Below are 15,761 nucleotides of genomic sequence, written 5' to 3' on the forward strand. Positions count from 1 at the left end.
GAGTCGCGGGCAGTAGAAAAAACCGACATACAGGATCAGGGGAAACATGGGGATCTTTGGCAATCTGGGCGGCCTGTTCACAGCGGACATGGCTATCGACCTTGGGACAGCGAACACGCTGGTTTACGTCAAGGGGCGCGGTGTGATCCTGTCTGAACCCTCTGTTGTCGCTTACCACGTCAAGGACGGTGTGAAAAAAGTTCTGGCCGTTGGTGAAGACGCCAAGCTGATGCTGGGGCGGACGCCGGGCTCGATCGAAGCCATCCGCCCAATGCGCGAAGGCGTGATCGCCGACTTTGATACTGCCGAAGAAATGATCAAGCACTTCATCCGCAAGGTGCACAAGCGCTCGACCTTCTCGAAACCCAAGATCATCGTCTGCGTCCCCCATGGCGCAACTCCGGTCGAAAAGCGGGCAATCCGTCAGTCGGTTCTGTCAGCAGGTGCGCGCCGCGCTGGCCTGATTGCCGAGCCGATTGCCGCTGCGATTGGCGCTGGCATGCCGATCACCGACCCGACCGGTAACATGGTCGTCGATATCGGCGGCGGCACCACCGAGGTCGCCGTTCTGTCACTGGGCGACATCGTTTACGCCCGCTCGGTTCGCGTCGGTGGAGACCGGATGGACGAAGCCATCATCTCGTACCTGCGCCGTCAGCAAAACCTGCTGGTCGGTGAATCCACCGCCGAACGGATCAAGACTACTATTGGCACCGCGCGTATGCCCGATGATGGACGCGGTCAGTCGATGCATATCCGCGGCCGCGACCTGCTGAACGGCGTGCCGAAGGAAATCGAGATCAGCCAAGCTCAGGTGGCCGAAGCCCTGTCCGAACCGGTGCAACAAATTTGCGAAGCAGTGATGACCGCGCTGGAAACCACTCCGCCCGATCTGGCTGCGGACATCGTGGACCGCGGCGTAATGCTGACCGGCGGCGGTGCGCTGTTGGGAGATCTGGACCTGGCGCTGCGCGAACAGACTGGTCTGGCCGTGTCGATTGCTGATGAAAGCCTGAATTGTGTGGCTTTGGGTACCGGCAAGGCGCTGGAATACGAAAAACAACTGCGCCACGCGATTGACTACGAAAGCTAAGGCGCGCACCCTTTAAGATATAGGGTAAATTCGGCACGAGCAGCACGGGAAGGTAACCTGTGGCAAAAGACCGATCACAGCGCGATGAATACACGACCCCCTTGCGCCGCTTGCTGCTGGGGATCGTTGTGTTGTGCCTGTTGGCCATCTTTCTAATATGGCGGATCGACAGTCCTCGTGTTGAACGCTTTCGCGCGCAGGTCGTGGACCGCGTCGTGCCGTCTATGGAATGGGCCATGGTTCCGGTCACGGCTGCCGTCAATCTGGTGCGCGACTTCCAAAGTTATCAACGGCTGAGCGCCCAGAACCAGGAGTTGCGCAGCGAATTGCGCATCATGCGCGCCTGGAAAGAGGCGGCCCTGCAGCTGGAACAGGAAAACGCCCGACTGCTAGACCTGAACAACGTGCGTCTGGACCCCCGCCTGACTTACATTACCGGCGTTGTGATGGCTGACAGCGGCTCGCCGTTTCGTCAGTCCGTCCTGCTGAACGTGGGTGAGCGTGACGGCATCCGCGACGGTTGGGCCACTATGGACGGGATCGGCGTCGTGGGCCGTATCTCGGGCGTTGGTCCGGATACGGCGCGGGTTATTCTGATGACGGATGCGTCCAGCGCTATTCCCGCAACGATTCAGCCCTCCGGTCAAACCGCCCTGATCGCTGGCGACAACACCCCCTCACCGTCGGTAGAGTTCCTTGAGAACCGTGAGCTCGTGCGACCGGGCGACCGCGTTGTGACTTCGGGTGACGGCGGTGTGTTTCCCGGCGGGCTGCTGATCGGACAGATCACCGAGGACCCCGGCGGGCGATTGCGGGTGCGTCTGTCGGCAGACTTTGAACGCCTCGAATTCCTACGGGTGCTGCGGTATCATTCCGCCCCAACAATTAACGATCCCGGCGGTATCGTAGGACCACGACAACCAGCGGCCGCCCTGACGCCGTCGGAGGTCGGCGATGGATAGGCAGGTCTCGCATCTTTGGATCAAGCGCAGTTTGTACCTGTTCCTGGCGGTGTTAATCATGTTCCTGCATCTTCTTCCGCTGGACACGCAACCGAATCGTTGGCCGTTTCCGGATTTACTGCTCGCTTTGACCTTCGCCTGGGTTCTGCGGCGACCGGAATATGTTCCAATCCTTTTGGTCGCGGCGGTCATGCTGATGGCCGACCTACTTCTTCAACGGCCACCCGGCCTGCTGGCGGCGCTGGTGGTTCTGGGAAGCGCATATCTGCGCTCAGCGGGCGCCGGAATGCGTGATGCGGGGTTTGTAACAGAGTGGACAACCGCCGCAGTCGTGATCACGGGGGTTTTTGTTTTGAACCGTGTTATTCTTGCTATTCTATCAGTACAGCAAGCGGCATTGGGTCCTGTGGTGATACAAGTGGTTCTGACAATTGCGGTGTATCCCTTGATCGTTCTTCTCAGCCAAAATGTTTTTGGCGTCCGACGCGTGTCGGTTGCTGACCCCAGTCCCGGAGGGGTGCGGGCATGAAACAACGCATCCCCAAGTCACGAGGTCTGGCCTATAAACGCCTGCCCCGCAGGGCCCTGATTTTGGGCGGGCTGCAGGCGGCCTTTATCGGCGGGCTGGCGGCTCGGATGCGCTTTATGCAGGTGGATCAGGCCGACGAATACCGCCTGCTGGCCGAGGAAAACCGCATCAACATTCGCCTGATCCCGCCGACACGCGGGCGCATCTACGACCGCAATGGGCAGATCATCGGTCAAAACACGCAATCCTATCGGATTGTAATGGTCCGCGAAGATGCAGGCGATGTTGACGAGGTGATTTCCAAACTCTCGGACCTGATCCCCTTGACGCAGGACGAGATCGACCGCGCCAAAGCTGAAATGCGCCGATCTGCGCCGTTCCTGCCGGTCACGTTGGCCGATCAGGTCACGTGGGAAGATATCTCGAAGGTCGCCGTAAATGCCCCGGCCCTGCCCGGTGTCACGCCCGAGGTGGGCACGGCTCGTCTGTACCCTAGGTACGAGGATTTCGCCCATGTAGTCGGCTATGTCGGCCCGGTCAGTGACTATGACCTCAGTCAGATCGAAGACCCCGAACCGGTATTGCGCATCCCCCGTTTCCAGATCGGCAAGGTTGGGCTTGAGGCCAAGCAAGAAATCACGCTGCGCGGCAAAGCGGGCGCTAAACGGGTCGAGGTTAACGCAACGGGCCGGGTGATGCGCGAGCTTGACCGGCAAGAGGGCGAGGCCGGCGCCGATCTGCAATTGTCGGTCGACGCCGATCTGCAGCAATACGCGCAGGCCCGGCTGGCCGGGGAAAGCGCTGCCGCCGTCGTAATCGACTGCGAAACCGGGGATATCCGGGCCATTAGCTCTGCCCCGAGTTTCGACCCAAACCTGTTCGTACGTGGGATATCGGTTGCCGATTACCGAACGCTAACGCAGGATAATTATCGCCCGCTGGCTAACAAGACCGTGCAAGGCACTTACCCGCCGGGCTCAACGTTCAAAATGATCACGGCGATGGCTGCGCTTGAGGCCGGAGTGGTTGCCCCCGGTAGCACCGTGTATTGCCCCGGCCACCTGAAAGTCGGTAGCCGCCGCTTCCACTGCTGGAAACGTGGCGGGCACGGTACGGTTGATCTGAATTTGTCGCTGAAACGCAGCTGCGATGTCTACTACTACGACGTGGCCCTGCGCACCGGAATCGACAAGATTTCCGACATGGCCCGCACCTTCGGACTGGGCGTGAAACACGATATCCCGATGTCAGCCGTTGCCGCCGGGTTGGCTCCGAACCAAGCGTGGAAGGAACGTGTTCACGGTGAAAGCTGGCTGGTCGGTGACACGGCGAACGCCTCTATCGGTCAGGGCTTCATGCTGGCCTCGCCCTTGCAACTTGCGGTTATGACGGCGCGGATCGCAACGGGGCGCGCGGTCAAGCCGCGTTTGGTTCGGTCCGTGAACGGGGTCGAGCAACCCTCGGGCGCCGGGAAGCCACTGGCGGTCAATCCGGCTAATCTGGACCACATCCGCAAAGCCATGTTCTCGGTTTCCAACGATCGGGGCGGCACCGCCTATCGCAGCCGCATCATAGCGGACGACCTGCGCATGGCTGGCAAAACCGGAACAAGTCAGGTGCGAAACATCACCAAGGCCGAACGCGCCGCTGGTGTGATCCGGAACGAGGACCTGCCCTGGGAACGCCGCGACCATGCGCTGTTCGTCAGCTTCGCGCCCTATGACAACCCAAAATACGCCGTGGCGGTGGTGGTGGAACACGGCGGTGGCGGCTCCAAGGCCGCAGCTCCGGTCGCGCGGGACATCATGTTGCAGGCGCTTTACAACGGCACCCCTCCGCTGGAGGCTTACCCGGTTGCCGATCGAGATCGCATAAAAGAACAACAGAAACGGCTTGAGGGCGACCGCCGCCCCAAAGCGCGTCCGACCGAGAAGGACCGCGCATGAGCTATCTTGAATACGCCGTCAAATCCACGCCAACGGGGTTTCGCAAGTTCCTGTACATGAACTGGCCACTGACGCTGTTGCTGATCAGCGTGGCCAGCGCCGGTTTCCTGATGCTGTATTCCGTGGCCGGCGGGTCGTGGATGCCTTGGGCCGAGCCGCAGATGGAACGGTTTGGACTGGGTCTGACCGTAATGTTCATCATCGCGCTGGTGCCGATCTGGTTCTGGCGCAACATGTCCGTCCTAGCCTATCTCGGCTCGATCGTTCTTCTGGTGTTTGTGGAACTGTTTGGCACCATCGGCATGGGGGCGCAGCGGTGGATTGACCTTGGCTTCATGAGGCTTCAGCCGTCCGAAGTCATGAAGGTCGCATTGGTCATGGTTCTGGCCGCCTATTATGACTGGCTGCCTTCGCACAAGACATCACGCCCGCTATGGGTTTTGATCCCGGTTGTCCTGATCCTGATCCCAACTGCCATGGTACTGAAACAACCAGACCTCGGCACTTCGATCCTGTTGTTGGCTGCGGGCGGAGGGCTGATGTTTCTGGCGGGTGTCCACTGGGCCTATTTCGCCGCCGTGATCGCGGCCGTGGTCGGCTTGATCGCGACCGTTTTCAACAGTCGCGGGACCGAGTGGCAATTGCTCAAGGATTACCAGTTCCGCCGCATCGACACTTTCCTTGATCCATCCACCGATCCGCTGGGGGCTGGTTATCACATTACGCAGTCCAAAATCGCGCTGGGATCAGGCGGCTGGAACGGGCGTGGGTTCATGCAGGGAACGCAGTCGCGCCTCAACTTTCTGCCGGAAAAGCACACCGACTTTATCTTCACCACACTGGCTGAGGAGTTCGGCTTTGTCGGCGGCATCACCCTGTTGACCCTTTATGGTCTGATCCTGATTTTCTGCCTGGTCACCGCCCTGTCGACCAAGGACCGGTTTTCGTCGCTGGTCACACTGGGCATCGCGCTGAACTTCTTCCTGTTCTTTGCCGTCAACATGTCGATGGTCATGGGCCTCGCCCCTGTTGTGGGTGTTCCGCTGCCGATGGTCAGCTATGGCGGCTCTGCCATGCTGGTTCTCATGGCTGCCTTTGGTATCGTTCAAAGCGCACATATCCATCGTCCCCGTTAATTTGAAAGGCCCCTCATGCCCGTGAACGTCCTGTTTTCCGCGCGCCCTGAACAATGGCCCGTGTACGAACCCTTGCTGTCCAAAGGCCTTTCCGAAGCGGGGCTGGATTTCCGTCTGGCAACTGAGTTCGAGCCTGATCAGGTCGATTACGTTGTTTACGCCCCCACCAGCGGTTTGCTGGATTTCTCACCCTATACACATCTGAAAGCGGTTCTCAGCCTTTGGGCCGGTGTCGAGAAGATTGCCGGCAACGAAACGCTGACTGTTCCATTGGCGCGGATGGTGGATCACGGGCTGATGCAAGGTATGACCGAATGGGTGGTCGGCCAGGTGCTGCGATATCATCTGGGTATGGACCGCTATATCACTGTACAAGATGGCGTCTGGACCCCCGACGCCCCGCCGTTGGCTACCGAACGAAATGTTTGTGTACTCGGATTGGGTGCGTTGGGTGAAGCGGCGGCGCGTGCCCTTGCCGCCCTCAACTTTCAGGTCACAGGTTGGAGTCGAACCGCAAAAGACATCCCCGGAGTGAGCTGCCTGCACGGTGCAGACGGCCTGCGCACCGCCTTGTCCAACGCCGAGATCGTGGTGCTGCTACTGCCAGATACTCCGGCGACCGTGAACGCGCTGAATGCGGGAACCTTGGCGTTGCTGCCCAAAGGCGCGCGGATCATCAACCCGGGACGGGGGCCGCTGATCGACGATGATGCACTGCTGGCCGCCTTGGATTCGGGCCAGATTGGCCATGCGACATTGGACGTGTTCCGCGTCGAGCCCCTGCCACCGGAACACCCGTATTGGGCGCATCCCAAAGTGACTGTCACGCCGCATATCGCATCAGAAACCCGCCCGGTAACCGCAGCGCAGGTTATTTGTCAGAACATCATCCGAGGTGAGAAGGGAAAGCCCTTTCTGCACCTCGTTGATCGAAATCTGGGCTACTGACCCGTCAGGCCGCGACCAAACCGCGGCCTTTCAACAGCGCCTCAACGCCCGGCAAACGGCCACGGAACGCCAGATACAGATCTTCGGCCTCGCGTGAGCCGCCGGTGGACAGTATATTCTCTTCCAGTGCTTTGGCACGGTCGGGGTCGAATGCTCCGCCAGCCTCTTCAAAGGCGGCAAAAGCGTCGGCGTCCATGACCTCGGACCACATGTAGCTGTAATAACCCGCACTATAACCGTCGCCTGCAAACACGTGTGCGAAATGCGGTGTGGCGTGGCGCATACCAATGGCCTGCGGCATCCCGATGCTGGTCAGAACCTCGGCCTGTTTAGCCATCGGATCGGCCGGCGCTGCGCTCTCGTGGAACGCCAAATCGACCAGAGCCGAGGCCACGTATTCCACCGTCTGGAACCCCTGATCAAAATTTGCAGCCTTCAGAACCTTCTTCAGCATCTCTTGAGGCATCGGCTCGCCGGTTTCGGCATGCGTGGCAAATTCGGCCAGCACTTCGGGCACTTCCAACCAGTGTTCATAAAGCTGACTGGGCAGTTCCACAAAATCGCGCGCAACGCTGGTGCCCGAGATGCTTTCATAGGTCACGTTAGACAACATCTGGTGCAATGCGTGACCGAATTCGTGGAACAAAGTCCGCGCATCATCATAGGACAGCAACGCCGGATCGCCCTTGGCGAAGTTGCAAACATTGATCACGATCGGCGCCTGCACCTTTGGAAACTTCGCCTGAGACCGCATCGCACTGCACCAAGCGCCCGAGCGCTTCGAACCACGCGCGAAGTAGTCCCCAATGAACACCGCGATATGTTGCCCGTTGCGTGTCACTTCCCAAGCCCGGCAGTCCGGATGATAGAGCGGCACGTCTAATGGCGCGAATTCCAACCCGAACAACCGGTTGGCACAAGCAAAAGACGCCTCAATCATGCGGTCCAACTGCAGGTAGGGTTTCAGTGCCGCCTCATCCAGATCATGTTCGGCTTTGCGGCGCTTTTCGGCGTAGTAGCGCCAGTCCCACGCCTCCAGCGGACCGTTGACGCCATCCTCCTGCATCATAGCGGTCAGGATTTCCGCATCGACATCAGCCCGCGCCTTTGCCGGCTGCCAAACCTGCAACAGCAGATCGCGAACGCGATCCGGCGTTCGGGCCATTTCGGTTTCCAGTTTGTAGTCGGCGAAACTGAAATACCCTAACAGCTTTGCGCGTTCCTCGCGCAGTTTGAGAATTTCAGCCGCAATCTCGCGGTTGTCCGTTTCCCCGCCATTGGCGCCCCGCGCAGTCCAGGCCCGATACGCTGTCTCACGCAGATCGCGGCGGGGTGAGAATTGCAGGAACGGTACGATCAGCGAACGGGACAAAGTCACCACAGGACCGTCCACGCCTTTCTCTTCCCCGGCGGCACGGGCCGCGCTTACGACGAAATCCGGCAGGCCCTCCAGGTCATCTTCGGACAGGTCCATGAACCAATCGCGTTCGTCGGCCAGCAGGTTCTGGGTGAAGGATGTCCCCAGTGAGGCCAAGCGCGCCTTGATCTCCTGCATGCGGGAATCCTCGTCCCCCTCAAGCGCGGAACCAGCGCGGACGAACCCGCGGTGGGTCAGCATAAGAACGCGCGCCTGCTCGTCGGTCAAACCCAGCTCATCCTTGCGAGACCACAAATCCGCAACACGGCGGAACAGTGCCTTGTTTGACGAAATCCCCGAGAAATGCGCCGACAGTTTAGGCGAGAACTCACGCTGCAGTTCTTCACGTTTGGGATTGCTGTCCGCCCCTGCGACCGTGAAAAAGACCGACAGCACCTTGTCCATCTGCTCTCCGGCGGCCTCAAGTGCCTCGATCGTGTTGGCGAAACTTGGCGGCTCGGCGTTGTCTGCAATCGCGTCGATCTGAGCGTTATGGGCTTGCATCGCCTGCTCTAGCGCGGGCGAGAAATCATCGTCCGAAATCTCAGCAAACGGTGCGATTTCAAACGGAGTGGTCCAGTCGGACAGGATCGGGTTGGTCATGCGGATCTCCTTTGCTGGTCAAGCTAGGGAGAGCGGGTGGAATGGTCCAGAGGTGGCGCCCTTGATGCGTCCAATTTCTCTTGCGCAATAGGACAGCCGCGCGCAGGGTCGCGACGAGGAGGACACAGGACATGAGTAAACCAAACCTAACCGCAGGGATCATGACCACCGCCATTCATGCAGGCGATCCGCCTGATGCCTCGACTAATGCATCCGCGCCGCCGATCCATATGAGTTCAACCTACGTTACCGAGGATTTGGCAGGGTTCTCTGCCCATGACCTGACACCCGACAGTCCCTATGTCTATTCTCGCTGGGCGAACCCGACCGTCGCGGGGCTAGAGGCAAAGATCGCCGCTTTACAGGGCACCGAAGCATGCCTTGCTACTGCCTCAGGCATGGCTGCGGCCTCGGCGATCTTTTTCACGTTTCTGTCCGCCGGGGATCATCTGATTGTTTCGGATGTGTCCTATGCCGGCGTTGCCGAACTGGCGCGTGAAACTCTGCCACGGATGGGCATTGCCGTGTCGGCCGTGAACATGTCCGACCTTGAGGCGGTCGCTGCTGCAATTCGACCCAACACACGATTGATCCATACTGAAACTCCGGTCAATCCGATCAACCGCCTGACGGACTTGGCCGAGATCTCAAAACTTGCGCGGCAGGCAAGTGCGCTGCTCAGTTGCGATGCAACGTTTGCCTCACTTTTGGGAATGGACACGGTCGGGCTGGGCGTCGACCTGACCATGCATTCGATCACCAAATACATCGGCGGCCACGGAGATGCTATTGGCGGTGCCGTGGCTGGCTCTGCCGAACTGGTGGCCAAAATGCGCGCCGAGGCGGCTATTCATCACGGCGGAATTCTGTCACCGTTCAATGCTTGGCTCATAGCGCGCGGCGCTTCGACCCTGCCGCTGCGCATGAAGGCGCACGAAGCCGGGGCTATGGCCGTCGCGGATTGGCTGGAGGCGGACCCGCGCGTGTCCCGAGTCATTTATCCTGGTCTCGCTTCGCATCCGCAGGCAGAATTGGCCCAGCGACAGATGTCGAACATGTCCGGGATGATTTCCTTTCAGGTCGGCAACGCGGCGGACGGTGAGCGCGTTGCCCAACAGATGATCGAACGCCTGAAAGTCATTCACTATGCAGTGTCATTGGGTCATCACCGCAGCCTGATCTTTTGGATGGGAACAGAAGGCCTCATGGAAACCTCGTTCAAACTGCAGGGCGCGCAGTTGGAAGACTATCGGCGTTATGCGGGGGATGGAATCTTCAGGCTGTCCGTCGGACTTGAGGATGCCGAAGATTTGATAGCCGATCTTGATTGCGCGTTGGGCTAAGTACTCCCGCCCCTGCAGCGCGCATCAAGGATGCGCCTTGGCAGAGTTGGGCCAAGCCGCGCGCAATTGCGCGCGGCGGTTGCCTTATTCCCCTGACGCACCGCAGATCGGGCAATCTGCACGTCGTGACAGCTTGATTTTGCGGCTCTCTCCGTAGAGGGCGTCATAGATCAACATCTCGCCACGCAGGGCCTGGCCAGCCCCCGTAATGACCTTGATCGCCTCAACGGCCATCATGGACCCCACCACGCCGGGCAGCGGGCCTATGACCCCGGCCTCAGCACAAGACGGGGCCAGACCAGGGGCCGGAGCTTCGGGAAAGATACACTGGTAGCAGGGTGCGCCATTGGTCGGGTCAAAGACACTTAGCTGCCCCTCCCATTGCGACAGCGCGCCCGAGATCAGCGGTTTGCCCAGTGCAACCGCGGTGCGGTTGGCCAAATAGCGAGTATCGAAATTGTCGGTGCCGTCCAGGATGAGGTCAAAATCGGCGAACAGATCCGCCGCAATCTCTTCAGTCAGACGGCGATGATAGGGCAGGACGACCACATTAGGATTCTGCGCCTCCATGGCCTGTTGGGCCGAGAACACCTTGGGCATGCCGATATCGGCGTCACGGTGGATCACCTGCCGTTGCAGGTTGGCGTTCTCGACAACATCGTCATCAATCACACCGATTGTACCGACGCCCGCCGCCGCCAGATACTGCAGCGCTGGCGCACCAAGCCCTCCGGCACCAATCACCAAAACGCGGGCCTTTTTCATCTTTTTTTGCCCCGGTCCGCCCAGCTCACGCAAGACGATATGACGGGCGTAACGCTCCAGTTCAGCCTCGGAGAACTTGTCGGACGGCATGGCGGGTTCCTCGGCAGGCGTTGGCGCGGCGCGGTTTCGCAACGCCTTGAGCATCCTGCCATAGATCAGAACCAGAACCGCGACACCACCCAGTATCAGCCACAGGGCTGCAGAGCCGCCGGTTGCTTCGCGCAGCGGGTGCCCATCCGGCAATGTCAGTTGAATAATCAACACGCCGACCAGCAAAACCCCTACCGAAACGGAACGGGCCGTCCGGGAAACCCCCGCCAGATATCCAATGCCCCACAGAGCGGCGGCGAGGATCAATACCAAAAACATCAGCCGCGTCCGGTCGAGCCGAAACCACCCGCACCGCGATCCGTGTTGCTCAGTGCTTCAACCGGCTCGAAAGTCGCCTGTACAACCGGCGCTACAACCAACTGCGCGATGCGCTCACCATGGGCAATCTCGAACGCCTCCTGACCCGCATTCAAAAGGATCACGCCCAACGGCCCACGATAATCGCTGTCGATTGTGCCGGGTGTATTGGGCAGTGTGATCCCATGTTTCAGGGCCAGTCCCGAGCGGGGCCGCACCTGCACCTCGTACCCATTGGGAATTTCTATCCTCAGGCCCGTGGGAACCAAAGCGCGTTGCCCCGGCTGCAATACAATAGAATCCCCACCCGGCAGGTTTGCGCGGACGTCAGCACCGGCCGCGCCCGTCGATTCGTAAGACGGCAAGGCAATGGCCGGATCAGCCCCCTCTTCGCGGATCACACGAATTGCTACCATCACTGTTCCTCTTGTTCAGCTTGTCAGAGCGTCGGCGATCTTCTGCGCCAGACGTTTGGCCACGGTATCCTTGCCCATCCGCGGCCATTTTTCGGCCCCATCGTCCGAGATCAGGATGACTGCGTTTTCGGATCCGCCCATGATGCCCGTTGCCGGGCTGACGTCATTTGCCACGATCCAGTCACAGCCCTTTCGGGCGCGTTTCGCGGTTGCATGCTCGACCACGTTGTCGGTTTCGGCTGCAAAGCCAACGACAAGCGATGGCCGTCCCTCCTCCAGCCTTGCTACCCTTTTCAGAATGTCCGGGTTCTCGGCAAACTCCAGAGTTGGCAGGCCATCGCGGCTTTTCTTCAGTTTCTTGTCTGAGGCAGTCGCCATACGCCAGTCTGCGACCGCTGCGGCAAAGACGCCGGCGTCGACGGGCAGTTCGGCATCCACCGCGTCAGACATTTGCCGCGCGGTTTCAACGCGGATGACCTGAACACCTTCGGGCGGAGGAACATCGGCGGGCCCGGTAACAAAGACCACATCAGCGCCCAGCGCTGACAACGCCCTTGCCACCGCTGCGCCTTGAGCGCCGGATGACCGGTTGGCGATGTACCGAACCGGGTCGATCGGTTCATGCGTCGGACCGGACGTGACCAAGATGCGCTTGCCTTTCAAAGGGCCGTCGCCAAGCTGTGACTCGACCGCCCCCAAAATCTCGAGCGGCTCTGACATCCGACCTGGGCCGTACTCGCCACAGGCCATGTCACCTTCGTTCGGGCCGACAAAACGGATGCCATCTGCTTGCAACTGCTTCAGATTGCGTTGCGTCGCTGGATGATCCCACATTCGGACATTCATGGCAGGTGCGCACAAAACCGGCGTATCGGTGGCCATGAGCAGGGTCGAGGCCAGATCGTTGGCCAGCCCGCCAGCCATCTTGCCCATCAGGTCCGCCGTCGCCGGGGCGACAACGATCAGGTCGGCCGAACGCGACAGCTGTATGTGCCCCATCTCGGCTTCATCCGTCAGATCGAACATATCGCGATAGACTTTTTCGCCCGCCAACGCTGAAACCGAAAGCGGCGTCACGAATTCCTCGGCCGCGCGCGTCAGAACAGGCGTCACAGTCGCGCCGCGTTCTTTGAGACGCCGGATCAGATCCAGAGATTTATAGGCCGCGATCCCTCCGCCGATGATCAAGAGAATGCGTTTCGATGCCAGCATGTTTTGCCCTTCCCGTCCCGGTCGGCCTGACATTAGGCAAGGCCAAGGGACAGTTCCAGCGGTTAATTCTGCGTCTCAAACGCCAGACACGGGTCTTCGCGCTCGATGCTTGGACTGTCAATCACGGCGTCAAACTCACCTTCAACGATCCCGTCTTCGGATTGACCCAGCACAAAGACATTCAAACCCGGGCTCATTCGGGACAGAAAGGTCGGGATACCCCGGTCCTTTCGGGCATGGCCGTTGCCTGTGATCACCGCAACAGGCCCGCCGGTTTCATCCGTCGCACGCAATATCGCCCGCGTCAGCACCGCGTCTCGCAATCTTTGAATCGCGACAAGCTGCGGCAGGGCACTCTCTGGTAACGCATTGCAATGAGCCGCCATTTGATCGGCCTCTCGCGCGGTCTGTTCCTCCTTCGGCAACGGAACCGTCAGGCCATACCGGGCCGCGTCTGCGCCCAAGGCGGTGGCAGCGCCGCGTTCCATTGCCGCCCGGGCCGCTGCTCGTGGAACCATCGCTCCGTAAACCGGTGCGTCCGAAGCCTGAAACACCGGGTAATACATGCTTAGTGGAGGCCATCCGGATTCAAGCCACTTCAGAATTCTTGAAAGCTCTTCCGGGTCGGAAACGGCCTTGTCCGCAAGACGCTGAGCACCCTCTTCGGTCACCATTTCCCAAACCACGGCTGACGGCCCGATCGCCTTCAGCGCTTCGGCCTGGATAACATGGTGCTGCGGGTTGTCGTGGATTTCGCCCAATATCACAACGTCCGCCGCGTTCATCGCGGTTAGCACATCGTCAGGTATCAGGTCATCGGCCCGGGCAGCGTTGGCCGTAACCACAAGTGTACAAAGCAGAATCGCAAGCTGTCTCATGCGATGAAGTGTTGCACCTCACGCGATTGAGCTTCAAGGTTCTTCCGCATTTTCACGAAGGCCGCGGCCTCAAGCTGACGGACGCGTTCCTTCGACAGGCCAAGTTCCTGTCCAAGACTCTCCAGTGTCCGCGCTGGTTCACGAAGCTTTCGTTCGCGTACAATAAACCGTTCCCGGTCGTTCAGCGCCTGCATCGCGGTCAGCAGCCATTCGCGCAATTGCTCGGTATCATGGCTGTTTTCGACCGCCTCGGCCGCCTGTTCACGTTCATCTTCAAGGGCATCGATCCATTCGCGCCCATCCTCGTCCGCCGATTGAACAGCATTCAATGAAAAATCCGACCCCGATAGGCGACCCTCCATCATTTCCACATCACGAAGTGGAACACCGATTTCCGCCGCGATCATCTGATGAAGCTGATGACGGTCCAGTTCCATTCCTTCGGTCGCAGCCTCACGCTCTAGCCGCGCCTGCACACGCCTCATGTTAAAAAACAGGGATTTCTGCGACGACGTCGAACCGGTCCGGACCATGGACCAGTTGCGCATGACGTAATCCTGAATGCTCGCCTTGATCCACCAGACAGCATAGGTCGAAAACCGCACACCACGATCAGGATCGAATTTGTCTGCGGCTTTCATCAAACCCAGCCCTGCTTCCTGGATCAGGTCATTCATCGGCGCGCCATAGCGTTTGAACTTGGCGGCCATTGAAATCGCCAGCCTCATATAAGCTGTAATCAGTCGGTGCAGGGCTTGTTCATCGCGGTCGTCCCGCCATGCGTATGCCAGTTGCAATTCGGTTTCCGCGTCCAGAAGCTCGGCCTTCATTGCCTTCCGGGACATCGAAAAATCGTTTGCGTTGTCCAGTGCCATGGAAATCTCCCCTTTTCACAGGCGCGAGCCGGGCTTGCTTTGCCGACATATGGTCGATACGCAGAACAAGACCGGGTGGATCACATGAAAGGTAATTATCGTGGGTCCGGATTTAACCTTTGTGCTGGGAGGCGCGGCCTCGGGCAAGTCGGCTTTCGCCGAGCAACTTGTTGTTTCGTCAGCAAAAAAGAAGACTTATCTCGCAACATCACAAGTGTTTGATGACGAGATGAAACAGAAGGTTCAGCGCCACATATCCCAACGCGGCGAAGGATGGAAAACCATCGAAGCCCCATATGACCTTGGCCCGGCACTGGCCAATCTGACGCCCGACGACGTTTGCCTGATCGACTGTGCGACCATGTGGCTGACAAATCACCTGTTGGCTGAAAGCGATCTGCAACAGGCGCAAGGCGCGCTTTTGCAATCCCTGCGCCTTTGTCGCGCGCAGGTCGTCGTCGTTTCGAACGAGGTGGGGCATGGTATTGTCCCGGATAACGCCCTGTCCCGTCAGTTTCGCGAGGCGCAGGGGCGGTTGAACATCGCTTTGGCAGCCGAGGCCGATTTGGTTGTTCAGGTAACTGCTGGCCTTCCATTGGTTTTGAAGGGGCGATTGGATTGACACGTTTGCATCTCGTACGCCACGGCCCGACCCACGCCAAAACCATGGTTGGCTGGTCCGATCTGCCCGCCGACCTGAGCGATCGCGACGCCGTTGCCCGATTGCACGATCACTTGCCTGCAAATGCCGTTGTCGTATCCTCTGACCTATGCCGCGCCGCCGATACCGCCACGGCCATTCAGGGCGCACGTCCGCGCCTTCCGCATTTGCCCGACCTGCGCGAGATCAACTTCGGCGCTTGGGAGTTGCGTGGTTTCAAAGAAATCGAGGCTGAAGACCCCGAGCTTGCCTTCTCCTACTGGGACAACCCCGGCGATGTACGACCCCCGAATGGGGAAAGCTGGAACGAGGTCCGAGCCCGCGTAGACACCGCCGTTGACCGGTTGATCGCACAGTACACCGGACACGACCTCGTGGTTGTTGCGCATTTTGGCGTGATCCTGACGCAAGTCCAACGGGCGCTCGATGTCGACGCGAACGAAGCGCTAAGCCACCGCATCGACAATCTCTCGGTCACCGAAATCACTCATCACGGTGCCCATTGGTCAGTTGGGCGGATCAATCACCTTCCGTGATGCAACCTCGCACAAATCACTGATTTACTGAAC

15 protein-coding genes are annotated in these 15,761 nt (G+C 59.5%); 9 read left to right on the forward strand and 6 right to left on the reverse strand.

The genetic code is table 11. The features are described 5' to 3' along the window. The first annotated feature begins 46 nt into the window (after window positions 1-46). From ACR0J0_RS11445 to ACR0J0_RS11470, 6 genes are read left to right on the forward strand one after another with little or no spacing between them, the layout of a single operon-like run. Complete coding sequence (locus ACR0J0_RS11445) at window positions 47-1,093, forward strand: rod shape-determining protein (protein WP_039523195.1); 1,047 nt, start codon at window positions 47-49, stop codon at window positions 1,091-1,093. Between the two features lie 59 nt (window positions 1,094-1,152). Next, the gene (gene mreC / locus ACR0J0_RS11450) at window positions 1,153-2,055 is read left to right on the forward strand and encodes a rod shape-determining protein MreC (RefSeq protein WP_480664034.1); all 903 of its coding nucleotides are present in this window, start codon (window positions 1,153-1,155) and stop codon (window positions 2,053-2,055) included. Next, window positions 2,048-2,584, forward strand: coding sequence for a rod shape-determining protein MreD (locus ACR0J0_RS11455; protein ID WP_480664036.1), 537 nt, complete (start codon window positions 2,048-2,050; stop codon window positions 2,582-2,584). The genes mreC and ACR0J0_RS11455 overlap by 8 nt, the downstream gene beginning before the upstream one ends. Then, the gene (mrdA, locus tag ACR0J0_RS11460; RefSeq protein ID WP_480664037.1) at window positions 2,581-4,530 is read left to right on the forward strand and encodes a penicillin-binding protein 2; all 1,950 of its coding nucleotides are present in this window, start codon (window positions 2,581-2,583) and stop codon (window positions 4,528-4,530) included. Before ACR0J0_RS11455 ends, mrdA begins: the two co-directional genes overlap by 4 nt. Further along, window positions 4,527-5,666 carry a rod shape-determining protein RodA gene (gene rodA, locus ACR0J0_RS11465; RefSeq protein WP_480664039.1) on the forward strand — a complete coding sequence of 380 codons (1,140 nt, stop codon included), beginning with the start codon at window positions 4,527-4,529 and terminating at the stop codon, window positions 5,664-5,666. The genes mrdA and rodA overlap by 4 nt, the downstream gene beginning before the upstream one ends. Window positions 5,667-5,681: 15 nt before the next feature. Beyond that, a complete protein-coding gene (locus ACR0J0_RS11470) occupies window positions 5,682-6,614 on the forward strand; it encodes a 2-hydroxyacid dehydrogenase (protein ID WP_480664041.1) in 933 nt (310 codons plus the stop codon). Window positions 6,615-6,618: 4 nt separating this feature from the next. Here ACR0J0_RS11470 and ACR0J0_RS11475 read toward each other — a convergent pair whose 3' ends face one another. Next, complete coding sequence (locus ACR0J0_RS11475; protein ID WP_480664042.1) at window positions 6,619-8,634, reverse strand: M3 family metallopeptidase; 2,016 nt, start codon at window positions 8,632-8,634, stop codon at window positions 6,619-6,621. A gap of 131 nt (window positions 8,635-8,765) precedes the next feature. On the opposite strand from ACR0J0_RS11475, the gene ACR0J0_RS11480 reads away from it, so the two are divergent. After that, complete coding sequence (locus ACR0J0_RS11480) at window positions 8,766-9,977, forward strand: trans-sulfuration enzyme family protein (RefSeq protein WP_480664044.1); 1,212 nt, start codon at window positions 8,766-8,768, stop codon at window positions 9,975-9,977. Between the two features lie 84 nt (window positions 9,978-10,061). On the opposite strand, the gene ACR0J0_RS11485 is transcribed toward ACR0J0_RS11480, so the two are convergent. The 5 genes from ACR0J0_RS11485 to ACR0J0_RS11505 all read right to left on the reverse strand — a co-directional run bounded on the left by ACR0J0_RS11485 (window position 10,062) and on the right by ACR0J0_RS11505 (window position 14,531). Continuing rightward, window positions 10,062-11,111 carry a HesA/MoeB/ThiF family protein gene (locus ACR0J0_RS11485; RefSeq protein WP_480664046.1) on the reverse strand — a complete coding sequence of 350 codons (1,050 nt, stop codon included), beginning with the start codon at window positions 11,109-11,111 and terminating at the stop codon, window positions 10,062-10,064. Then, the gene (dut, locus tag ACR0J0_RS11490; RefSeq protein WP_480664048.1) at window positions 11,111-11,566 is read right to left on the reverse strand and encodes a dUTP diphosphatase; all 456 of its coding nucleotides are present in this window, start codon (window positions 11,564-11,566) and stop codon (window positions 11,111-11,113) included. The genes ACR0J0_RS11485 and dut overlap by 1 nt, the downstream gene beginning before the upstream one ends. 15 nt (window positions 11,567-11,581) lie before the next feature. Continuing rightward, window positions 11,582-12,778: a bifunctional phosphopantothenoylcysteine decarboxylase/phosphopantothenate--cysteine ligase CoaBC gene (gene coaBC, locus ACR0J0_RS11495; protein ID WP_480664050.1), complete on the reverse strand. Its 1,197-nt coding sequence runs from the start codon at window positions 12,776-12,778 to the stop codon at window positions 11,582-11,584. A gap of 62 nt (window positions 12,779-12,840) precedes the next feature. Beyond that, a complete protein-coding gene (locus ACR0J0_RS11500) occupies window positions 12,841-13,656 on the reverse strand; it encodes a ChaN family lipoprotein (protein ID WP_480664052.1) in 816 nt (271 codons plus the stop codon). Then, window positions 13,653-14,531: an RNA polymerase factor sigma-32 gene (locus tag ACR0J0_RS11505; protein WP_480664054.1), complete on the reverse strand. Its 879-nt coding sequence runs from the start codon at window positions 14,529-14,531 to the stop codon at window positions 13,653-13,655. The genes ACR0J0_RS11500 and ACR0J0_RS11505 overlap by 4 nt, the downstream gene beginning before the upstream one ends. A gap of 100 nt (window positions 14,532-14,631) precedes the next feature. Between ACR0J0_RS11505 and cobU the strand changes: the two genes are divergently transcribed. Both cobU and ACR0J0_RS11515 read left to right on the forward strand, forming a co-directional pair. After that, window positions 14,632-15,153, forward strand: coding sequence for a bifunctional adenosylcobinamide kinase/adenosylcobinamide-phosphate guanylyltransferase (gene cobU / locus ACR0J0_RS11510; protein WP_480664056.1), 522 nt, complete (start codon window positions 14,632-14,634; stop codon window positions 15,151-15,153). Then, window positions 15,150-15,728: a histidine phosphatase family protein gene (locus tag ACR0J0_RS11515; protein WP_480664058.1), complete on the forward strand. Its 579-nt coding sequence runs from the start codon at window positions 15,150-15,152 to the stop codon at window positions 15,726-15,728. The genes cobU and ACR0J0_RS11515 overlap by 4 nt, the downstream gene beginning before the upstream one ends. Window positions 15,729-15,761: the final 33 nt, after the last annotated feature.

The organism is Ruegeria sp. BF12 (genome assembly GCF_056538705.1).